At 67.4% G+C, this 21,515-nt stretch carries 20 protein-coding genes; 9 read left to right on the plus strand and 11 right to left on the minus strand.

The window, feature by feature from the left end:
* Positions 1-57: 57 nt before the first annotated feature.
* The gene (locus DT343_RS01310) at positions 58-663 is read right to left on the minus strand and encodes a TetR/AcrR family transcriptional regulator (RefSeq protein ID WP_258522467.1); all 606 of its coding nucleotides are present in this window, start codon (positions 661-663) and stop codon (positions 58-60) included.
* Between the two features lie 132 nt (positions 664-795).
* On the opposite strand from DT343_RS01310, the gene DT343_RS01315 reads away from it, so the two are divergent.
* The 4 genes from DT343_RS01315 (at position 796) to DT343_RS01330 (ending at position 7,068) form a co-directional block, all read left to right on the plus strand.
* Positions 796-1,998, plus strand: a complete 1,203-nt coding sequence (locus DT343_RS01315) for an efflux RND transporter periplasmic adaptor subunit (protein ID WP_112861456.1) — start codon at positions 796-798, stop codon at positions 1,996-1,998.
* A gap of 3 nt (positions 1,999-2,001) precedes the next feature.
* Positions 2,002-5,280 carry an efflux RND transporter permease subunit gene (locus DT343_RS01320; protein WP_112861457.1) on the plus strand — a complete coding sequence of 1,093 codons (3,279 nt, stop codon included), beginning with the start codon at positions 2,002-2,004 and terminating at the stop codon, positions 5,278-5,280.
* A complete protein-coding gene (locus DT343_RS01325) occupies positions 5,280-6,713 on the plus strand; it encodes an efflux transporter outer membrane subunit (RefSeq protein ID WP_112861458.1) in 1,434 nt (477 codons plus the stop codon). Before DT343_RS01320 ends, DT343_RS01325 begins: the two co-directional genes overlap by 1 nt.
* Positions 6,714-6,864: 151 nt before the next feature.
* On the plus strand, positions 6,865-7,068 hold the full coding sequence (locus tag DT343_RS01330) for a hypothetical protein (RefSeq protein ID WP_258522468.1): 204 nt from the start codon (positions 6,865-6,867) through the stop codon (positions 7,066-7,068).
* Between the two features lie 7 nt (positions 7,069-7,075).
* Here DT343_RS01330 and DT343_RS17400 read toward each other — a convergent pair whose 3' ends face one another.
* The 7 genes from DT343_RS17400 to DT343_RS01360 all read right to left on the minus strand — a co-directional run bounded on the left by DT343_RS17400 (position 7,076) and on the right by DT343_RS01360 (position 15,613).
* Positions 7,076-7,252 (minus strand): hypothetical protein, encoded by a 177-nt coding sequence (locus DT343_RS17400; protein WP_181669097.1) that lies wholly within the window; start codon positions 7,250-7,252, stop codon positions 7,076-7,078.
* Positions 7,253-7,303: 51 nt separating this feature from the next.
* Entirely contained in the window at positions 7,304-8,431 is a 1,128-nt protein-coding gene (locus DT343_RS01335; protein ID WP_112861460.1) for an HlyD family secretion protein, read from the minus strand.
* A gap of 13 nt (positions 8,432-8,444) precedes the next feature.
* Positions 8,445-10,142 carry an MFS transporter gene (locus tag DT343_RS01340; protein WP_112861461.1) on the minus strand — a complete coding sequence of 566 codons (1,698 nt, stop codon included), beginning with the start codon at positions 10,140-10,142 and terminating at the stop codon, positions 8,445-8,447.
* Complete coding sequence (locus DT343_RS01345) at positions 10,142-10,717, minus strand: TetR/AcrR family transcriptional regulator (protein ID WP_112861462.1); 576 nt, start codon at positions 10,715-10,717, stop codon at positions 10,142-10,144. Before DT343_RS01345 ends, DT343_RS01340 begins: the two co-directional genes overlap by 1 nt.
* Before the next feature lie 46 nt (positions 10,718-10,763).
* Positions 10,764-11,273: a GNAT family N-acetyltransferase gene (locus tag DT343_RS01350; protein WP_112861463.1), complete on the minus strand. Its 510-nt coding sequence runs from the start codon at positions 11,271-11,273 to the stop codon at positions 10,764-10,766.
* The gene (locus DT343_RS01355) at positions 11,270-13,348 is read right to left on the minus strand and encodes a S46 family peptidase (RefSeq protein WP_112861464.1); all 2,079 of its coding nucleotides are present in this window, start codon (positions 13,346-13,348) and stop codon (positions 11,270-11,272) included. The genes DT343_RS01350 and DT343_RS01355 overlap by 4 nt, the downstream gene beginning before the upstream one ends.
* A gap of 171 nt (positions 13,349-13,519) precedes the next feature.
* Positions 13,520-15,613, minus strand: coding sequence for a S46 family peptidase (locus DT343_RS01360; protein ID WP_112861465.1), 2,094 nt, complete (start codon positions 15,611-15,613; stop codon positions 13,520-13,522).
* 214 nt (positions 15,614-15,827) lie between these two features.
* Here DT343_RS01360 and DT343_RS01365 point away from each other — a divergent pair, with 214 nt between their 5' ends.
* The 3 genes from DT343_RS01365 to DT343_RS01375 are packed head-to-tail and all read left to right on the plus strand — an operon-like array spanning position 15,828 to position 18,793.
* Positions 15,828-17,000 carry an ABC transporter permease gene (locus DT343_RS01365; RefSeq protein WP_112861466.1) on the plus strand — a complete coding sequence of 391 codons (1,173 nt, stop codon included), beginning with the start codon at positions 15,828-15,830 and terminating at the stop codon, positions 16,998-17,000.
* Positions 16,997-17,752 carry an ABC transporter ATP-binding protein gene (locus tag DT343_RS01370; RefSeq protein WP_112861467.1) on the plus strand — a complete coding sequence of 252 codons (756 nt, stop codon included), beginning with the start codon at positions 16,997-16,999 and terminating at the stop codon, positions 17,750-17,752. Before DT343_RS01365 ends, DT343_RS01370 begins: the two co-directional genes overlap by 4 nt.
* A gap of 36 nt (positions 17,753-17,788) precedes the next feature.
* Positions 17,789-18,793, plus strand: a complete 1,005-nt coding sequence (locus tag DT343_RS01375; RefSeq protein WP_112861468.1) for an HlyD family secretion protein — start codon at positions 17,789-17,791, stop codon at positions 18,791-18,793.
* 9 nt (positions 18,794-18,802) lie between these two features.
* Here the strand turns inward: DT343_RS01375 and DT343_RS01380 are convergent, their stop codons facing one another.
* The gene (locus DT343_RS01380) at positions 18,803-19,600 is read right to left on the minus strand and encodes a crotonase/enoyl-CoA hydratase family protein (RefSeq protein WP_112861469.1); all 798 of its coding nucleotides are present in this window, start codon (positions 19,598-19,600) and stop codon (positions 18,803-18,805) included.
* Positions 19,601-19,716: 116 nt separating this feature from the next.
* A complete protein-coding gene (locus DT343_RS17405) occupies positions 19,717-19,869 on the minus strand; it encodes a hypothetical protein (RefSeq protein WP_017505113.1) in 153 nt (50 codons plus the stop codon).
* A 156-nt stretch (positions 19,870-20,025) separates the two neighbouring features.
* Here DT343_RS17405 and DT343_RS01385 point away from each other — a divergent pair, with 156 nt between their 5' ends.
* Both DT343_RS01385 and DT343_RS01390 read left to right on the plus strand, forming a co-directional pair.
* Positions 20,026-20,247 (plus strand): DUF1289 domain-containing protein, encoded by a 222-nt coding sequence (locus tag DT343_RS01385; RefSeq protein WP_112861470.1) that lies wholly within the window; start codon positions 20,026-20,028, stop codon positions 20,245-20,247.
* Between the two features lie 75 nt (positions 20,248-20,322).
* Positions 20,323-20,838, plus strand: a complete 516-nt coding sequence (locus DT343_RS01390) for a retropepsin-like aspartic protease family protein (RefSeq protein ID WP_017505111.1) — start codon at positions 20,323-20,325, stop codon at positions 20,836-20,838.
* On the opposite strand, the gene pgsA is transcribed toward DT343_RS01390, so the two are convergent.
* On the minus strand, positions 20,835-21,479 hold the full coding sequence (gene pgsA / locus DT343_RS01395; RefSeq protein WP_026108402.1) for a CDP-diacylglycerol--glycerol-3-phosphate 3-phosphatidyltransferase: 645 nt from the start codon (positions 21,477-21,479) through the stop codon (positions 20,835-20,837). The two genes, DT343_RS01390 and pgsA, sit on opposite strands and share 4 nt — an antisense overlap.
* Between the last annotated feature and the right edge of the window lie 36 nt (positions 21,480-21,515).

The raw sequence follows: 21,515 nt of genomic DNA on the forward strand, positions 1-21,515 counted from the left end.
ACAAGACAAAGGGCGCGGAGGTCACCCTCCGCGCCCTTTTTCATTTCCGCGATGGGATCAGCCGTCGATCAGGGACTGAAGAATGGGCGCCAGTCGGTCGCGCATCTCCTCGCATTGAGCGGGTTCGATATTGAAGCTGCCGCCGCCCAGTTCACGACTGACCGACATGCCCATGATGAAACCGGCCAGGAGCCGCGCGCGGACCGTGGCGTCCGGCCCGCTCAGCCATTCCTCCAGCGGGCCGAAGAACCGCTGGGTGCAGGTGTTCTGAACCATCTCCGACGCCTTGGCCGAACCGATGGAGCGCAGCATGATCGACATGCCCTTCAGCTTTTCGGCCTTCTTCGGTTCGAAGACGATCTCGTGCGCCACGCGCCGGCCGAACTCGCCCTTTTCACCCTGCATAAGCGCGCTGCCGTCGCCGCAACTGTCCAGCGCGGCGAGGAACAGATCGTCCTTGGAGCCGAAGTAGCGGCTGATCAGGGCCGCATCGACGCCCACGTCGCGGGCGATGTCGCGCATGCCCACGTCGTCATAGCTCTCGGCCGCGAACCTCTCGCGCGCAGCATCGAGAATGGCCGTGCGCGTGGCGGCGGCGTTTCTCGGGCGTGGGCCGGGACATAACAAGGTGATGACACTCCACAGACAATAACCGTAGAGCACATATGGCTTTGTCAACGCCTGTTGACAAGCGCCACTGCGCCGACCATTAAGTCACCACGCGTTGACAAGGCCGACTCCCCATCGGCCTTCGTCCGCACGACAGGGATTTACCTCCGACAGGGAGATGCGCAGATGCGCGGGCTGAAGATTGCGGCGGTATCCGTCATGGTGACGGGTGCCCTTTATGGTTGTTCGCCAAAGGCAGAAGCGCCGGCGCAGGGCGCGCCGCCGGTGACGGTGGCTGTGCCTCTGAAGCAGCAGGTGCGGGACTGGGATGAGTTCACCGGCCGCTTCGAGGCGGTCTCGAGCGTGGACGTGCGCGCCCGTGTCGGCGGCTATATCCAGGCGGTTCACTTCCGCGACGGTCAGATGGTCCAGCGCGGACAGCTGCTGTTCACCCTGGATCCGCGCCCGGCCCAGGCCGCCTTGGCTCAGGCTCAGGCCCAGGTGGCCCAGGCTCAGTCGCAACTGTCGCTGGCCCGAGCCAACCTGGCCCGCAGCGAGGCTCTGCTGGCCTCGCAGGCGGTGTCCAAGGCCGAGTATGATTCCAACAAGGCGGCCGTCGATGCGGCCCAGGCCAATCTGGCGGCCGGCAACGCCGCCGTCCGTAATGCGCGCCTGAACCTGGAATACACCCGCGTCACCGCGCCGGTGTCGGGCCGCGTGTCCGACCGTCGCGTCGACCCGGGCAATGTCATCGCCGGCGGATCGTCGGCCGGCGACGTCCTGACCACCATCATTTCGGGCGGCCCGATCCACTTCGTCTTCGACGGTTCGGAAGCGGTCCTGCTGAAATACCTGCGTCAGGGTGGGGCCAACCAGGGTGCGACGGTCAATGTCCGTCTTCAGGACGAAAGCACCTATAAGCACACCGGCCGTCTGGACTTCTCTGACAACGCCGTGGACACCGCCTCGGGCGTGATCCGCCTGCGCGCCATCCTGCCCAACGCCGACGGTTTCCTGCGTCCCGGCATGTTCGGCAGCGCCCAGGTCGCCGGCGCCGGCGCCTATGACGCCCTGCTGGTGCCGGATTCGGCCATCGGCACGGATCAGGCCCGCCGCACCGTCGCCGTGGTCAACGCCGACGGCACCGTGACGAACAAGGCCGTCCAGCTCGGCCCGATCGTGCAGGGCTTGCGCGTCGTCCGTTCCGGCCTCGCCCCCACCGACCGCGTCATCATTGCGGGTCTGCAACGCGCCGCTCAGCCGGGCTCCAAGGTCACGCCCAAGAACGGCAAGATCGAACCCGTCGCCGGCGATGCGTCCCAGGCGCCCGTCACTCAGTCGGCGCCCGCGTCCAGCGCCTCCTTCGCCAACAGCCTGCCGGCCGGCTAAGCCATGAACATCTCCCGCTTCTTCATCGACCGGCCGATCTTCGCGGCCGTGATCGCGGTGGTGATCTCCATCATCGGCATCGCCGCCTATCCGCTGCTGCCCTTGTCGCAGTATCCGGAGATCGCGCCGCCGACGATCACCATCAACGCCGCCTATCCCGGCGCCTCGGCCGAGACCCTGGCCGAAACCGTCGCCGCCCCCATCGAGCAGGAGGTGAACGGCGTCGAGAACATGCTCTACATCTCCTCCTCGTCCACATCGGACGGGGCGGTGGCCATCACGGTGACCTTCCAGCCCGGCACGGACCTGGATTCGGCACAGGTGCTGGTCCAGAACCGGGTGGCGCTGGCCGAGCCCCGTCTTCCCGAGGCGGTTCGCCAGACGGGCGTCGTGGTCAACAAGGCCGAGAGCGGCTTCCTGATGATCCTGGGCCTGACGTCGCCCGACGGCACCCTGGATAACGACTATGTCGGCAACTACGCCAACTCCACGCTACGGGACCGTCTGCTGCGGATCGACGGCGTGGGCGCGGTTCAGGTGTTCGGCGGCGGCAACTATTCGATGCGCGTCTGGATCGACCCGGCCAAGGCGGCCGAGCGCGGTCTGACCGGCCCCGAAATCGTCTCCGCCCTGCGCGCCCAGAACGTTCAGGCCGCCGCCGGCTCCATCGGCCAGCCGCCGTTCCCCAACAGCGCGGCCGCCTTCCAGCTGCCGGTTCAGGTCCAGAGCCGTCTCAGCGATCCCAATGAGTTCGCCAACGTCGTTCTGAAGACGGACGCCCAGGGCCGCGTCACCTATCTGCGCGACGTGGCGCGGATCGAACTGGGTGCCCAGGATTACGGCATCCGCGGCTTCTTCGACGGCCAGCGCGGCGTCGGCATCGCCATCGTTCAGCAGCCGGGCGCCAATGCCCTTGGCACCGCCGACCGCGTCCTGAAAGAGGTCGAGGCCCTGAAGTCCGAAGTGCCCGCCGGCATGAAGGTGGACGTGCCGTACAACCCGACCGAATTCGTCGCCGCCTCGGTGGAGTCGGTTCAGCACACCCTGGTCGAAGCCGTCATCCTGGTCATCATCGTGGTCATGGTCTTCCTGCAGACCTGGCGCGCGGCCATCATCCCCATCGTCGCCATTCCCGTCGCCCTGGTCGGCACCTTCGCGGTGCAGCTGGCGCTGGGCTATTCGATCAACTCCCTGTCCCTGTTCGCCCTGGTCCTTGCGGTCGGCATCGTCGTCGATGACGCCATCGTCGTGGTCGAGAACGTGGAGCGGGCCATCGGTGAGGGGCTGACGCCGAAGGAGGCCGCCTATCGATCGATGCAGGAGGTTTCCGGCGCCCTGATCGCCATCGGCCTGGTGCTGGTGTCGGTGTTCGTGCCCACCATGTTCGTGCCCGGCATCCCCGGCATCTTCTATCGCCAGTTCGCGGTCGTCATCGCCTCGGCCTCGGTCATCTCGCTGTTCGTGTCCCTGACTCTGTCGCCGGCCATGGCCGCCTTGCTGCTGAAGCCGCACAAGAAGGATCATGAGCACGCTCGCAAGCCGGGCGTCCTGGGCACGGTCGTTTATTACGGCGGCTGGGCCGGGCGTAAGTTCAACGAGGGCTTCGATTGGCTGTCGGATCGTTACGGGCGCCTGACCGCGCGTCTGGTGCGCACGGTCGGGCTGGTGCTGATCATCTACGCCGGTCTTCTGGGCCTGACCGCCTGGCGTCTGGTCGACACCCCCTCGGGCTTTATCCCTGAACAGGACCAAGGCTTCCTGATCGGCGTCATCCAACTGCCGGCCGGTGCATCTCTGGACCGCACCCAGGCGGTGATGGAACGCGCCACCAAGATCATCCAGGGCACCGCCGGGGTGGACGGGACCGTGGCCTTCGCCGGCCTGGATGGCTCCAGCTTCTCGTTCGGCTCCAACGCCGCCACCATCTTCGTGCGCCTGAACGGCTTCGAGGAACGCTCCAAGGAAGAGGCCGCCACGGCCCTGGCCGGCGCCATCACCCAGGCGACCGGACAGATCGAGGACGCTCAGATCTTCGTCATCGCCCCGCCGGCGGTCCAGGGTCTGGGCACCGGCAACGGCTTCTCGATGATGATCCAGGACCGCGAAGGCGCCGGCTATCGTCCGCTGGAAGGCGCGACCTTCGCCATGATGGGCGCCGCCGCGCAGAAGCCAACCGAGGTCAGCCAGGTCTTCTCGACCTACAACACGGCCTCGCCACGCATCACCGCCGACGTCGATCGTGACAAGGCGCTGATGCTGGGCGTCCAACCCAGCTCGGTGTTCGACACACTGGGCGTCTATCTGGGGTCGTCCTACGTCAACGACTTCAACATGCTAGGCCGCACCTTCCGGGTGACGGCGCAGGCGGAGCCGACGGCGCGCGACGACATCGCCGACATCGCCAATCTGAAGACCAAGTCGTCCACGGGCGCGATGGTGCCGATCGGGTCGGTGGCCAATCTGGTCAACGATTCCGGCCCGGCGCGGATCGTTCGCTACAACCTGTTCCCGGCCGCCGAACTTCAGGGCAACGCCGCGGCAGGGGTCTCTTCCGGCGAGGCGCTGCAGGTCATGGAAACCATGGCCGCCCAGACCTTGCCGCAGGGCTTCTCCTACGAGTGGACGGGTCTGGCCTATCAGCAGAAGGCGGCGGGTTCCGGCGCGACGGTCATCTTCCTGATGGCGGTGGTGTTCGTCTTCCTGGTGCTGGCGGCTCAGTACGAGGCGTTCACGCTTCCGCTGGCGGTCATTCTGATCGTGCCGATGTGTCTGCTGGCGGCCATCATCGGGGTGAACCTGCGCGGCCTGGACAACAACATCCTGGTTCAGATCGGGCTGGTCGTTCTGATCGCGCTTGCGGCCAAGAACGCCATCCTGATCGTCGAGTTCGCAAAACAGGCCGAGGAAGAGCAGGGCATGAACCGGTTCGAGGCTGCGGTCGCCGCCGCCAAGACCCGCCTGCGTCCGATCCTGATGACCTCCTTCGCCTTCATCCTCGGCGTCGTGCCGCTGATGCTGGCCTCGGGGCCGGGCGCCGAGATGCGTCAATCGCTGGGCACGTCCGTCTTCTCGGGCATGCTGGGCGTGACCTTCTTCGGCCTGATCTTCACCCCGGTCTTCTATGTGGTCAGCCGCTGGCTGTCCTCGAAACTGCCGCAAGGCAAGAAACCGACCCCGACGCCTGACCGTCCTTCGGACCGGCCCGTGCGTTATGACGAAACCAGCGACCTGACCGATCCGAACGCGCCTGCGCCTGCGACCGGCCGGGGAGGGGACATCTGATGACCCGCAACACGACCCTCAGCTTCCTGACCGCCGCAGCCTTCAGCGCCCTGCTGGCCGCCTGCGCGGTTGGACCCAAGGCGCCGGTCGCCGACCTGCCCGTCGCCGGCACAGGCGCCTTCGTCGGCTCGGCCAGCCCCACCGTTTCGACCGCTGCGGCGCGCGACGACTGGTGGCGGCTGTACGAAGACCCCACGCTGGACGCCTTGATCCAGCAGGCCTTCGCCGAGAACAACCAGCTCGAGGCCGCCTTCGCCAATCTGCGCGCGGTCCGGGCGTCGCTGTCGGAGGCCCGCGTCGGCCGTTTCCCGACCACGACGACCAGCGCCCAGGCCCAGCGCAGCCGCGCCTCGGCCGCCACCGTTCAGGGCCTGCCCGCCGGGCAGGATGCGCCCGAGATCGACACCTATGACGTCGGCATTCAGGCTGCCTATGAGGTCGACCTGTTTGGACGGGTGGAATCCACCATCCGCGCCGCTCGCGCCGACGCCCGCGCCGCCGAGGCCGCTCTGGCCACGGTCCAGGTGACGGTCGCGGCCGAGACGACCCGCGCCTATGCCGACACCTGTTCGGCCAATGCGCAGATCGCGGTGGCCGAACGGACGCTGGAGCTGCAACGCAACACCGCCAACCTGACCCAGACCTTGCTCGACGGCGGGGCGGGCACAGGGCTGGATGTGGCCAGCGCCCGCGCGGCCCTGGCCCAGACGGCGGCGACCCTGCCGACCCTGCGCGCAGCCCGTAACGAGGCCCTGTTCCGCCTAGCGACCCTGACCGGCCGCACCCCGGCCGAGGCCAGCCAGGCCGCCGCCGCCTGCGTGCGTCCGCCACAGCTCAGCCAGCCGATCCCGGTCGGCGATGGCGCGGCGCTTCTGGTCCGCCGTCCCGACGTGCGCCAGGCCGAGGCCGAACTGGCCGCCGCCGCCGCGCGCGTGAACGTGGCGACCGCCAACCTGTTTCCGCAAATCAGCCTGGGCGGCTCCTTCGGCTCCACCGCGCTGGACGCTGGCGAACTGGGCGACGACCAGAACTTCCGCTTCAGTTTCGGCCCGCTGATCAGCTGGTCCTTCCCCAACGTCTTCGCCGCCCGCGCCCAGATCAAGGCCGCCGGCGCCCGTTCGGACGCGGCGCTGGCGACTTTCGATCAGACCGTGCTGACGGCGCTTCAGGAAACCGAGACGGCGCTCAGCAACTACGCCAACGAACTGGACCGCCGTGCGGCCCTGACCGAAGCCAGGGATCAGGCCGCCCGCGCCGCCGACCTGTCGCGCCTGCGCTTCAACGCCGGCGCCGACAGCTTCCTGCTGGTGCTCGACGCCGAACGCACCCAGGCGGCGGCGGACGCGGCTTTGGCCCAGTCCGACGCCCTGGTCACGACCTATCAAATCGCCCTGTTCCGCGCCCTGGCCGGCGGCTGGCAAGCCGACAGCTGATCGCGTCGCGATGCTGAAAGAAAAGGGCCGGGCGACGTATCGCCCGGCCCTTTTTCGTTCGTCCACAGTTTGGCGACTGCCTGAGTGTTCTTCATTTGTTCCGTTTGTGCTCTAACCGTCTGCGGCGGTCGGCGGCGTGATGGAGGATCAGATGAACGACGGAATCCTGGCCCATATGATGGCCGAACTCGATGCGGAGCTGGCGCGGGCGGAGCCGTCCTTGCCCGCCCATCCGGAACATATGCGACAGACCGAGATCCTGCGCGCGCTGGCCCTGGGGCTGGGGAACTTCGAGCGGATGCGGGCGCACGACGTGCATCTGCTCGCCGCCAGTCTGTCGCCGCGATCGGCCTGATCCGGCGTCAGGGCTTGCGCTTGAAGGTGTCGCCGATCTCAGCGGCGTCCGGACCGTCTGGTCCCGCGCTGTGGCGCTCGGCCTGACCGACTGCCTTCGTCGCCTTGTCGGAGGTCAGGGCGTCCGGCTTGCCGGCCGGATCGGCGCCGTTCTCTTCGCGACCCTTGGTCTGTTCGAGGTCCATGGTGCTCTCCCTTGCTGAAAGAGGTAGCGCGATGCAGAGCGGCGCGTTCCGTCAGTCGGCCGTATTCACCTTCGCCACCACCGACATGCCCGGCGCCAGACGCTCGGCGGCGGGCTGGTTCGGGTCGATGCGGATGCGGACCGGGATGCGTTGGGCGACCTTGGTGAAGTTGCCGGTGGCGTTGTCGGGACGGATGACGCTGAACTCCGACCCGGCGGCGGGGGCGATCCTTTCGACATGGCCGCGCAGGGTCTGGCCGCCCAGGGCGTCGACGGTGATCTCGACCGGCTGGCCGACGCGGATATTCCTCATCTGCGTCTCCTTCATATTGGCCGTGACCCAGACCACGTCCGGCACCAGACCCATCAGTTGCGTGCCCGCGGTCACATACTGGCCCTGGCGCACGCCGATCTCGCCGAGGCGACCGGCGCGGGGGGCAACGATGCGGGTGTTGGCCAGGTCGATCTGGGCCAGACGCACGGCGGCCTGGGCGTTCTCGACGGCGGCGGCCAGGCTGTCGCGGCCGACGACGGCGGAGGTGACGCCGGTCTGGGCGATGCCCTCGGCGGCGCGGGCCTGGGCGACCTGGGCCTGGGCGCTGCGCAGGGCGGCTTCGGCGACGTCCACATTGGCCTGGGCGACCCAGCCTCCGGCCTTCAGGGTGCGGGCGCGGTTGGCGTCAGCCTGGGCCCGCGTCAGCGTGGCTTCGGCGGCGGCGATGGAGGCGCGCTGCTGGGCCACCGATCCGCGCGCCGACGCCTGGGTCTGGGTCGAGTTGGACAGGGCCGCCTGGGCCGAGTGCAGGCTGGCCTCGGCCTGCTCCAGCCGCTGGCGATAGATGCGGTCGTCCACCTGGGCCAGCAGCTGCCCCTGTTGGACAGTCTGGAAGTCCTGGACCGGCACGGCCGTGACATAGCCGTTCACCTGCGGGCTGATGATCGTCACCTGGCCGCGCACATAGGCGTTGTCCGTGCGCTGGATCGCGCCCCGGAAGGGCGGCAACTGCCAGGCGTACAGCACCATCAGCACCCCCAGCAGGGCGACCCCGGCTGCGATGACGGTCCACATGACGTTCTTCTTCGGTGCAGGCGGAGCGGCTGCGGGCGCCTGCGGGGCAGTAGGGGCGGCAGGGGCGGCAGGGGCGGAAGAGGCGGGGGCGGGCGGGGCGGCGTCGGTCATTGTGGGTCTCGGTTCAGTCGGCGGCGGCGACGGCGGCGCTTTGGACCGCAGCGTCTGCATTGTTGGTCTTGGCGTCGCGGCGCGCCTTCCAGCGCGGCCGCAGGTGGGTGACGGTCACCCAGGCGGAGCCCAGGGCCGCGATCACGGCGATGACCAGAAAGACGTCATTGTAGGCCAGCACATTGGCCTGTTGCGTCACCTGTCGGCCCAGCAGGACGGCGCCCTCGGCGTTCGCCAGTGCGGGGTCCGTTATCGTCGAGGCATAGGCGCCCGACAGCTGACGCAGCCGCAAGGCGACCTGCGGGTCCAGCGCCGAAATCCCGGCCGCCAGCTGGTTGGAATGGTATTTCTCGCGGATGATCTGGAGCGTTCCGGTCAGGGCCGATCCCGCCAGACCGCCGACGTTCTGAAGCACGCTGAACATGACGATGAAGCTGATCAGGTTCTGCTTGCCCTGGGTCAGCACCTTGACGATGCCGATCATCAGCGCCGGGCCGATGAACATGGCTGAGGCGAAGGCTATCAGGGCCTGGCTGAAATACAGCTGCGCCGGGCGCGTCAGGACCGTCGAATGGCTGTCGATCCAGGCGCCGATCGCGATCAGCGCCAGGGCGATGGCGATCGGCTTGTTCAGCTTTTCCATGTTCAGGGTGAAGGCGCTGACCAGGGTGCCGGCGATCATCGACAGCAGGATGACGACGAACAGGCCGTGAAGCTGATCCGGTCCCAGGCCGACGACGGTCAGGAAGCCCACCGCGCCGGAGGTCTGTTCCGACAGCACGATGCGGATCAGCAGGATCGCCCCGAACAGGCGCAGCAGATCCGGCCCCGTAAGCCAGCGGGTGTTGATCAGCGGGTTCTTGCGATTGTGCTCGACCAGGAACGCGGCGGTCAGCAGGATGACGGAGCCGATCAAGGCCCAGCCGATCCAGGCGGCTTGCGTCCACCAGACGATCCGCCCCAGACCCAGGGCCGCGCACAACAGGGCCACGCCTGGCGCAAACAGGGCGAAGGTCAAAAAGTCCAGCCGGTCGAAGACCCGCAGCCGCTCGGACGGCGGCAGTTTGACGACCTGCACCGCGCCCCAGGCGACCAGGCACAGGCCCAGCTCGAACAGATAGAAGGCGCGCCAATCGCCCAGCTGGAGCAGGCCGGGCATGACCAGGCGCGAAATCGGCACGGCGAAACTGGCCAGGCCGATGCCGATGATCAGCCCTTTGAGCCTATGCGCCGCCGGGAAGGCCTGGATGATGTAGAGAAAGCCCAGGCTGGAAAGGCCCGCGCCCGCCATGCCGGCGATGGCCCGCACCAGCAGGGTCGATTGATAGTTGTCGACGAACAAATGAGCAGCGCAGACCAGCACGAACGCGCCCAGGAAAATCTGGGTGAACAGGCGCAGGCCGTACTGCATCCGGAACTTGACCAGGATCAGGTTCATGCAGGCGTTGGTCATGACGAAGACGACCGGCAGCCAGGCGGCCTCGGTGATCGTAATCCCCAGCGAGCCTTGCAGGTTCTGGATGTTGGCGGTGACGGCGGCGTTGCCCAGCGATCCGACCATGGCGACCAGCAGGCCGGTCAGGGCGTACTGTATCCGGATCGGCCAGGCGTGGTCGGGCGTGGCGGGCGAGCCGGGCATCATCGGCCGCTCGTGCGGCTTCAGCGTCTCGACATACTGTTCCCAGGGCAGGTGCCAGTTGTTGCGGGCCATCAGCGCGGCTCCCCGCGCGGTCTCAGCCCGTCCAGAACGAGCGCGCGGGTGCGCAGCGACACCGCCTGGCGCTCGGCTTCGTCTGCGCCCTGAAAACCGGCGCCCAGCAGGGTGGCGATCAGACGGATGTCCATCGGCCGCAGATCCTCCCTCACCAGGCCGGCGGCCTGGGCCCGCTTCAGCGGTGCGGCGCCCGCCTCCATCAAGCTCTGCCGCAACGGTGTAAGCGCATCTGGCGACCGCACGTTCCGCACGACCCCGGCCAGTCCCGCATTGCGCACCATGTCCTCGGCCAGCCGGTCAAGAAACCAGAAGAAGGCCTGCGGATCATCGCCCTGTTCGGCGGTGCGCCGACCCAGGTCCGCGACATCAGCCTCCAGCACCGCCAGAGCCAGTTCCGTGCGGTCGGCGAAGTGCCGATAAAGGGTGCCGCGCCCCACACCGGCCCGTTCGGCGATCAGATCCAGGGGTGCATCCAACCCTTGGCTGGCGAAGACCGCGCGCGCGGCCTCCAGCACCGCCGCCCGGTTCAGAGCGGCGTCCTTGCGAACAGGTTTTTCGGCAGGGCGCGTCATGGTGAGGCGCGTAAATGGACACGACTGTCCGTTTTGCAAGGGGCGGCTAGAGCGCTTTTTCCAGCACCGCGAATTCCAGCTCGGGTCGGAGCGGATCGACGGGGAAGGGGCGAGTCTCGCCGGTAGGGGCGTAACCGCGTCGTTCGTACCAGGCGATCAGTTCGGTCCGGCGGTGGATGACGGTCATCTCCATGCGGCGCGCGCCGAAACGCGCGATCGCCTCGCTTTCGGCGGCCGCGAGCAGACGACGGCCGAGGCCGGACGCCTGCAAGGTCGGCTCGACCGTCAGCATGCCGAGATAGGCCAGGTCGTCCCCGGCGCGGGCGACCTGGACGCAGCCGATCAGCGCGCCGTCGCTATGGGCCAGCAGGATGACCCGGTCGGGATCGGCGATCAGGGCCGACAGCTCCGCCGCGCTGGTGCGATCATCGAACAGCAGGTCGGCTTCATGCGTCCAGCCGGCCTTGGCCGTTTCGCCGCGATAGGCGCGCTCGATCAGAGGATGCAGCGCGGCGACGTCGTCGGGCGTCGCCACGCTGACGGCGATCTGCGTCACCGGCTGACGCCCAGCTCCGTCAGCAGATGATCCATCCCATAAACGTCGCGCAGGGCCACGGTGACGGCCTGGGTTGTGACGATCACGCTGCGGTTGGTGTTGCGGTCATAGCCATAGGCGTTGCGCTGTGTCAGGACGGTGGAATCGAAGTTGGCCCCGATGATCTCGCCCCGGGCGTTGACCGCGGGCGAGCCGGACGAACCGCCGATGGTATCGGTCGAGACGGCCATGTCCATCACCGCGTTCGGATCGATCCGATCCTTGGCGGCCATCAGCTTGGGCGCGACCTTGAACGGTTCGGCGCCGGTGGCGCGGTCCCACAGGCCGGCGAAAGTGGTGAAGGCGCCGAAGCGCTGGCCCGGTACGTCGGAGCCTTCGACCTTGCCATAGGTCAGACGCAGGGTGCCGGTGGCGTCGGGATAGACGGCGTCGCCATAGGCGGCGAAGCGAGCGGCCGCCAGCTGTTCCGACGCCCGGTCGGTCGGGGCCTTGACCTTATTCTCCCATTCCGTGCGGACGGCGCGGGCGTCCGCGTCTATCGACAGCACATACTGGATCATCGGATCGTCCGACGCCTGAACCGCCGCCAGGCCGCCGGTCCACAGGGCGCGACGCACGGCCGGATCGGCCAGCTTGGTGCCAGTGACGACGCGGGCCGACAGTGCTTCGGGGCTTTCCTTGCCCAGCAGGGTGCGGACATGGGGGCTGTCCACGGTCAGCCATTCGCGCGTCTTGGACAGCCACCATTCCAGCCGGATCTGCTCCAGCTCGGGATAGGTGGGCCGTTCAGCGAACAGGCCGGATTCGACGCCCGGCAGGCGGCTGTCGGCGAACTCGGCCAGACGTTGGTCCGACGGCTTGGCCCGTTCCTGCGCGCCGCGCACGATGGCCTTGGCCCACTGGAACAGCTGCGATCCGCCGGCGACCGAGGTGGTGCCCAGGCCCGTGCCGCCTTCCAGCAGGGCGGTCGGCGCATAGAGTTCGCGCGCGATGGGCTGAACCGCTTCCAGCGCGCCCCAGGGATCGGGACCATTGCCGTTGGCGGCGGCGTAGCGCTGCATGAAGTCGACCTCGGCCGCCGCCTTGGCCTGGATGAACTGAGCGTCGGTCAGGGCGCGCATTCGGCCCAGGCCGCGCTTGTAGGTGTTCTCCACGCCCACGATCGGGTCCATGGCGATGAAGGCCTGGTCCTCGCCCTCTTCGGAATAGCGGATCAGACGGCCGCGCAGCTCCGAGGCGATCAACTGATCCAGCGGCAGGACCACGTCGCGGATGGTGGCCAGCTGGTCCATTGTCAGCAGGCGCTGGGTGGCGCCGGGATTGCCGGTGATGAAGACGGCCTCGCCTTCGGTCGGCTTGTCGGCGTTCCAGGCGAAGTGGATCGGCGTCTCGACCGGCTTGCCGTCCTCGTACAGGCGGATGAAGGCCGCATCGATGGCGAAGCGGGGGAAGGAGAAGTTGTCCAAATCGCCGCCGAAGGTGGCGGCGCGGTCTTCCGGCGCCCAGGCCAGGCGCACATCGCTGTATTTGCGGTATTTGTAGAGTTTGAACTGACCGCCCCGGTACAGGCTGACGACCTGGCAGCGAATCTTGGGATCGTTTCCGCAGGCTTCGGTCTCGATCCGACCCGCCTCGGCCTCGCGGGCCTGGGTGAAGGCCTGGCCCTCAAGACCTTCGCCGGCCTTGTGCATCCGCTCGGTGACATCGGAGATGTCGGTCAGGATCTCGGCCGTGGCGCCGGGGCATTTGCGTTCTTCCTCGCGCGTCTTGGGCGTAAAGCCCGTCTCGCCGTACTGCTGTTGCGGCGTGGACAGGTTGGCGACGCAGGTGGCGACGCAGTGGTTGTTGGTCATCACCAGACCCTGGCCCGACACCACGCCCGCCGAACAGCCGCCGAACTTCACCGACGACAGCCGCACCCGATCCAGAAAGGCCTGATCGATATTGGTCCCCAGCGTCTGGTTGGCGCGGGCGATGGGGAAGTTGTCGTAGGTCCACATGCCTTCCTCGGCGCTGGCCGAGGTGGCGGCGGCGAAGGCGAGAACGGCGGCGGAGGCGAGGAGAAGAGGGCGCATGGAAAACTCCTGATCCTTCTCCCCTCGGGGGAGAAGGTGAGCCCAAAGGGCTCGGATGAGGGGGCTCTGTCCGCATTCAAAATGGAAAAAGGGAGCCTGGGTCAACCAGCCCCCTCATCCGTCTCGCTAGCGCGAGCCACCTTCTCCCCCGCGGGGAGAAGGATTTTCAGCTTAGCGACGCACGCCCAGTTCGCGCAGCAGGCGGGGCTGGTTGTAGACGTTGCGCAGGGCCTCGGTAATGGCGGCGGTCGAGACCGTCACCGTGCGGTTCAGTTCGGGATCGTAACCGAAGCTGCCGCCCAGCGAGTGGATGTTGCCGTCGAAGGCCGCGCCGATGACTTCGCCCTTGGCGTTGATCACGGGCGAGCCCGAGTTCCCGCCGATGATGTCGTTGGTCGAGACGAAGTCATAGACGGTCGACTTGTTGACCTTGCCCTCGGCCGCCAGCCAGTCCTCGGCCGCGTTGAAGGGCTCGGCGCCGGTGTTGCGCTCATACAGGCCGCCGATCTGGGTGAAGGGTTCGACCGTCACGCCGCGATAGGTCCAGCCCTTCACCTGGCCATAGGACAGGCGAAGGCTGAAGGTCGCGTCGGGATACAGGTTGGTGCCGTAAACCGCGAACCGGGCCTGGGCGATCTTTTCGCCGGCGCGGCTGGTCGGACCGGACACGGCCGATTCCCACTGGGTGCGGACGGCTTGAGCCGCATCGTCATTGGCCAGGGCGAACTGGATCAGCGGGTCGCCCGAGGCGGCCAGTTGCTCCGGCGTCATGGCCAGGGCCTGGGCGCGGAAGGCGGGATCGGCCAGGCGCGTGCCATCGACCAGACGCTCCGCGATCTGCTCGGGGCTTTCCTTGCCCAGCAGCGCCTTAACGTTCGCATTGTCGACCGTCAGATATTCGCGGGTCTTGGACAGCCAGAAGTCGAGGAAGATCTTCTCCAGATCCGTCGAGATCGGCGTCTCGGTCGCCAGGCGACGGCCTAGCGAGGCGATATCGGCGTCCGAATAGCCGGCGCGGCGCTCGGCGACCGGCTGGGCCCGTTCCTTGGACGCGCGGACGATGGCCTTGGCGTAGCTGTAGAGCTGCGACCGCTGGCCCGCCGCCGACTCCAACTGGCGATAGGGCAGATACAGGTCGCGCTGGGCGGTCGAGACGCGCTCCAGATCGGCCCAGGGATCGCCGATGCGCTGGGCCAGGGCCGGGTCGGCGGCGACGCGCTGGCGCAGTTCCTGCTCCTCGCGGCGCTTGGTGGCCATGAAGGCGGGATCGGTCAGGGCGCCCTGCTGGCCGTAATAGACCTTGAAGCTGTTCTCCAGGCCGAACAGCGGATCGACGGTGACGCGCTTGGCCTCTTCGCCGGTGGTCGAATATTCCAGCAGGCGGCCGCGCAGTTCGGACGACTGGATCAGCGTCAGCGGCATCTGCTGGTCGCGCAGCGCCTCCAGCTGGGCCACGGTCAGCAGGCGCTGGGTCGAGCCGGGATTGCCGGCGACGAAGGTGACGTCGCCTTCCTTGGGCGCATTGGTGTTCCAGGTCAGGTGGTTCGGCGTGGCGACCGGCTTGCCGTCCTCGTAGAGGCGCAGGAAGCCGGCATCGAGGGCGTAGCGCGGGAAGTTGAAGTTGTCCGGGTCGCCGCCGAAGAAGGCCGCCTGGAACTCGGGCGCGAAGACCAGGCGCACGTCGTCATACTTGCGGAACTTGTAGAGCTTGTACTGGCCGCCGCGGTAGAAGCTGATGACCTGGCAGGTCAGCTTCTGGTCATCGCCGCAGGTCTCCTTCTGGATCTTGTCGATCTCGGCGGCGCGGGCCTGGACGAAGGCGGCGCCCTCAAGACCGGCGCCGGCGCCGGTCACGCGGTCGGTGACGTCGACGATGTCGGTCAGGATCTCGGCCGTCTGGCCGGGGCACTTCTTCTCTTCCTCGCGGGTGGCGGGCATCCAGCCGTTCTTGACGTAGTCGTTCTGGGCCGTGGACAGGTCCTGAACGCAAGACACGACGCAGTGGTGGTTGGTCAGCACCAGGCCTTCGTTCGACACCAGCGAGGCCGAGCAGCCCTGCAGGCGGACGGCGGCGTTGCGCACGCGGTCCAGCCAGGCCTGGTCGATGTTGGCGCCGTACTTCTCGTTCACCGTGGCGATGGGGAAGTTGTCGAAGGTCCACATGCCCTCGTCGGCGCGGGCGGAGGTCGCGGGCGCGGAGAGGACGGCGGTGGCGGCGCCGAGCGCGGCCAGAGAGGCGGTCAGACGAAGCGAGGGCAAGGACATGAAGGCGTGTTTCCCAGAGCGTGGGACGGCCTGTCCCATCTGTTATGTTGTAACTAGCGCCGACGAAGGGGCGGCGCCAAGAGGCTGTAAGGCCCTTAATCCCCTGATTTCGAACCCGCAATGACAGCTCTTCACAAGCCTTACCCCGATTTAACTTGGCGGTGAGGAGGCGCACGGTCAGATAGGCGCAAGTACCGGGGGTTTATCGACGACAATGTCGCTTGCGCTATCAACACTGCTGTTCGAGTGGCGCCGCTATATGGCGGCGGTCATGGCCCTGGCCCTGTCGGGGCTTCTGGTCCTGGCGATGACCGGCGTCTTCATCGGCATCGGCAAGGGATTCACCGCGACGATCGAACGGTCGAACGCCGACATCTTCATCATGCAGCCCGGCGCCAAGAGCCTGATCGGCGGACCTTCGGGCGTGCCGCGTCGATTCATTCCTTTGGCTTACAACCACCCTGAGGTGGTCGAGGTCATGCCGCTGGACGGCGCCGGGGGCACCTTCCAGAACATCAAGGAAGTCGATCCGACCAAGAGCCAGGCGGACAATGCGTCGCAGGGCGCGCCGCGTCAGAAGTTCGTCCAGGCCAGCATCATCGATACCCGTCCCGGCTCGGTGACCATCCCGACCGACTATTCGCAGGAACTGGTCGATGCGTTGCGCCAACCCTACACCGTGGCGGTCGACGAGACGGCCCTGACGACCCTGAGCGTGAAGCTGGGCGACAAGGCCCTTTATAACGGCCAGACCGTAACCGTCGTCGGCGTCACGCGCGGCTATCCCAATATGATGCAGCCGGGCGTGGTCATGTCGCGCGACACCCTGCGGATGCTGGGTCAGGCGGACACCGGCCCACGCGTCGGGCCGCTGATGGTCAAGCTGCGCGATCCGGCCCGCGCGCCCGTCGTGGTGGCCCAGCTGAACGCCATGGGCAACGGTCAGTGGAAGGCCTGGACCAAGCAGCAACTGGCCGACGCCAACGCCGGCGCCATGTTCGAGGAAGGCATTCTGGTCATCATCATCGGCGGCTGCGTCGTGCTGGGGATCATCATCGGCGTGGCCATCACCTGGCAGACCCTGCGCGGCGCCATCATGGCCAACATCAAGGAGTTCGCCTCTCTGCGGGCCCTGGGCGTCAGCATGGGGTCCTTGCGTCGGATCGTGGTCGAGCTCAGCTTCTGGGTCGGCGTCGTCGGCGTCATCGCGGCCATTGTGCTGACCTGGCTCGTCTCGCTGCTGGCGATGATGGGGGCGGTGATCATCGCTCTGCCGCTGTCGCTGCTGATCGTCGTCGGCATCGGCCTGATCGCCATCGCTATGGTGTCCGGCCTGCTGTCGCTGGGCATCCTCAAGAACAGCCAACCGGCGGACCTGCTGCGATGAACGTTCATACAAAGGTTCACGGCAAGCACGGCGACTTCGCCATCGAGGCCAAAAGCCTGGTCAAGCGGTTCAAGTCCGGCAAGGCCTGGGTCGACGTGCTGAAGGGCGTCGATTTCGATGCGCGGCATGGCGACCTGACCATGGTCATGGGGCCCTCCGGCTCGGGCAAGTCCACCCTGATCGCAGCCCTGTCGGGCCTGCTGAAGCCCGAGGAGGGCCGGGTGGACGCGCTGGACGTCGATGATCTGTGGAAGCTGTCATCCGGCCGGATCGACAAGTTCCGCCTGGATAACTGCGGCTTCATCTTCCAGGGCTTCAATCTGTTCCCTGCGCTGACGGCGCTGCAGCAGGTCGAGACGGTGCTGAAGTTCCAGGGGTTGACCGCGGGCCAGGCCAAGAAGCGCGCCACGATCGCCCTTGAAGAGGTCGGCCTGGGCCACCGTTTGCACCAGAGGCCGGCGGCCCTGTCGGGTGGTGAAAAACAACGCGTCGGCATCGCCCGCGCCCTGGCCAAGGATCCCAAGATCCTGTTCGCCGACGAACCCACCTCGGCCCTGGATGGCGAAAACGGCCAGGTGGTCATCAAGCTGCTGCGCCGAGCCGCCACAGAACACGGCGCCGCCGTCATCTGCGTGACCCACGATCCGCGCCTGGAGGCCTGGGCCGACCGGGTCATCCACATCGAGGACGGCAAGATCCTGGACGACCAGCGCCGCATCCCCGATCCGAACGCCATCCTGGCGTCCCACTAACCGACACGACGATTTCCTCTTAGGGACGACACGCCAATGCCCGGCTTTCTGAAGAAAAAACGCACCTGGATCGGCCTGCTGCTGGTGATCGTGCTGGCGGTCGGCTTCATGCTGTTCCAGTCCGCCGCCAAGACCAAGAAGGCGGAGGCAGAGAAGGCGGCGGCGACCAAGGTCGACAGTCCCTATGCGGCCATCGCCAACGGCAAGGTCGACGTCGAGGGCGGCATCATCCAGATCGCGGCCCGTCGCGGCGGTATCGTCCGTGACGTCCTGGTTCAGGAAGGCGATCGCGTCGTCGCCGGTCAGATCCTGGCCCGTCAGGAAGACGACGAGGCGCGTCTGGCGGTACAGGCCGCCGCCGCCGCCGTCAGCCAGGCCGAAAGCCAGCTGACCCAGATCCGCGTCGACATCCGCACCGCCCAGCGCGAGCAGGAGCGTCTACAGCGACTGGTCGCCACCAACTTCGTCGCCGCCCAGCGCATGGACCAGGCTCAGGACGCCGTCGCCACCGCTCAGGCCCGTCTCGGGTCGCAGGTCGCCGCCGTCCAGACCGCGCGGGCACAGTTGGATCAGGCCCGCTACAATCAGGAACTGACGGTCATCCGCGCCCCGACCAGCGGCCGGATCGTGCGCCGCTACGCCAACCCCGGCGCCGGCGCCTCGACCCTGAACGTCTCCAACATGTTCGACCTTGAGCCCGACGCGCCGCGCATCGTCCGCGCCGAGGTGGTCGAGAGCGACCTGCCGAACCTGACCGACGGCCAGGCCGTCGAGATCAGCCCCGAGGGCGACGCCAGCAAGGTCTATATCGGCGCGGTCATGCGTCGGGCCGCCGTATTCGGCGCGCGCAAGCTGGCCTCGGACGATCCCTCGCAGCGCAGCGATGAGCGGGTGGTGGAAGTCGTCGCCTCGGCCGGCGATGCGCCCCTGCTGATCGGACAGCGGGTGCTGGTCAAGTTCATGAAGCCGGGCGAGACCGCCGGGGCAAAACGCGCCGTCGCCGCCGGCGTGGGGCCGAACCAGGCCATGAAGACGAAATAGGGCTTCGGATCAGCGGCCGGTGAAGTCGCCCGGCCGCTTTTCCAGTACGGCTGCGACGCCTTCCTGATGGTCCTCGGTCAGGTGGGCGAGCGCCTGCATCGCCGCCGACATCTCCAGCATCTGGTCGAAGGTCGTGTCGCGGCCCTGACGCAGCAGGGTCTTGGCCATGCGCAGGGCCTGGGGCGGCTGGGCCGCGACCTGGGCGGCGGTAGCCAAGGCCTCGGTCATCAGGTCGTCGTGCGCGACCACGCGATTGACCAGCCCCCATTCGGCCGCCGTGGCGGCGTCGATGGATCGGGCGGTGAACAGCAGTTCGGCGGCGCGCGCATAGCCGATGTTGCGCGGCAGCAGCCAGGACCCGCCGTCGCCCGGGATGATGCCCAGCTTCAAGAAGGGCACGCCGAAACTGGCGCGTTCAGACGCGATGCGGATGTCCCCAAGCCCCGCGATATCGCAGCCCAGCCCCATCGCCGGGCCGTTGACGGCGGCGATCAGCGGAACTTCAAGCCCATACAGCGACCGCACGATCCGATGGACAACGCGGCGATAGCGTTCGCGGATGGCGGCACCCGAGCCCTCGAACAGGTCGCGCCTGTCCCGCATCGCCGTCAGATCGCCGCCAGCCGAAAACGCCCGCCCGGCGCCGGTCAGGACCACGCAGCGGATCGACGGATCGGCGTTGACCCGCTCGCACGCCGCCGCGACCTCGTCGCCGTCGCCCAGATCGGGCAGGGCGTTCAGCCGCGCCTCGCGATCCAGCGTCCAGATCAGGATCGCGCCCCGCTTCTCTTCGGTGATCAGGCCCATGCGTCGTCTCCGTCTTCGCGCCCGTCATCGACCGCGAACGCCGCGTCATGCAAGCCCGGAATTGCAAAAGCCCCGGCGAGACCGGGGCTTCTTCAGGCTGAGGGCCGAAAGGGCCGTCAGCGTTTCTTGATCGTATAGGGTACGAAGTTGGACGGATGGCTGACCACCCGGCCCGAGTTCGACGGCATATGCCGACTGTTGACCAGCATCCCGCCCCAAAGGGCGAAGGACATCATGGCGTGTTGGAGGTTACGCTCCTTATCGTTCATCTTGGCGTCTCCTTTCGCAGAACGATGAAAAGAGACGCGTCGTACCAATGGGATTCCACCGTCAGTCGTTTCGCGTCATCAGCCGATATAAGACAGTTTCATGAATTTGCAACTTTATTCGTCAGGAGTCGGAGTGATTTTCGCCACTGTGTCACAATGAGCGCGACGACCCCAGGCCGGCCCGGACCGCCGAAGGCCATCGCGACGCCCTGCGTCATGGTGTGCGCGGTCGATGGCGAGAGCGGCCTGTGCCTCGGCTGTTTTCGCACGCTGAAGGAGATCGCCGGCTGGCGGGCGCTGAGCGACGCCGAGCGCGCGATGGTCATGGCCGACCTGCCGTCGCGCCGCAGTCAGGTGGATCCGGCCAAGCTGGGCTAGCGCGGTTAGCGGCTTAAGCTTTCGTCAGCCACGTCGTTTCACCCCATCCAAACGCAGCGCCTCTAAGACAGAGGCATGGTTCGCATCGATACCCAGTCTGTGGTCGTCCTCGGCTTCGCTCTCATGGCGTCGTTCGGCACCGCCCTGACGATCCGCCATCTGGAAGGCGACGGCATGGCTCAGGCGGCGACGCCCGTCGTCGAGGCGGCGGTGGGGGCCTCCGGCACCGACGCCCAGGTGGTGAAGGGCGCGGACGGCCACTACTGGGCCGAGGCCAATATCGACGGCAAGGCGGTGCGGGTGCTGGTGGATACGGGCGCCAGCGTGGTCGCCCTGACACGCGCCGACGCCCTGAGGCTGGGCGTCGATCCCGAACCCGAAGCCTTCACCGGCAAGGTCCAGACCGCGTCGGGGGTCGTGCGCGCCGCGCCGGTTCAGCTGAAGACGATCTCGGTCGCGGGCGCGCGGGTGGACCGGGTCGAGGCCCTGGTGGTGGAGCAGGGGCTGGAATACTCCCTGCTGGGCATGAGCTATTTGGGCCGGCTCTCCGCCTTTTCCGCCACGCCGGCCGGGCTGACGTTACGGCCCTAAAGATCCCGCATCTGGCGACGGGCTTCGCTGAAATACTGCCAGCCGGTCCACAGGGTGATGATGGCGGCGAACCAGATCAGGAAGATGGCGAAGGATTCGAACGCCGGCTGCCAGGCCAGCGGCGATCCATCGTCGTTCTGAAGACCAAGGGCGCCCCACAGCAGGGTCAGCTGAAGCGCGGCGAGCGCCACCATCTGCACCGTAGTCTTCCATTTGGCGGCCAGGGTGACCGGCAGTTCGATGCGGCCGGCCATCGTCTCGCGCAGGGCGGAGACGGCGAATTCGCGGAACAGGATCAGGCCGCAGGGCAGGGCGATGCCGGGCAGCGAACCCGAGGCCAGGACGCCCAGAATGGCGCCGGTCACCAGCACCTTGTCGGCGATGGGATCGAGAATGGCGCCCCAGCGCGTGGTCGCGTTCCAACGCCGGGCGAGGTAGCCGTCGACCCAGTCGGTCGAGGCGGCGATGACGAAGATCCAGAAGGCCCAGACGCTGAACCGCCCTTGGGTTTCCGGCGACAGCCAAGCCTCAAGCGCGCCCGGCGCGGCCCCGGCCATCATGGCGAACATCACCACCCCGGCCGCCAGACGCAGCCCGGTCAGGATGTTGGGAATGGGGTTGGCGCGGTGGGCGGAGGTCATCGTCATGTCCGTTGCAACGCGCCGGGTGTGACACGG

The organism is Brevundimonas vesicularis, from assembly GCF_900445985.1.
Classification (GTDB): domain Bacteria; phylum Pseudomonadota; class Alphaproteobacteria; order Caulobacterales; family Caulobacteraceae; genus Brevundimonas; species Brevundimonas vesicularis_D.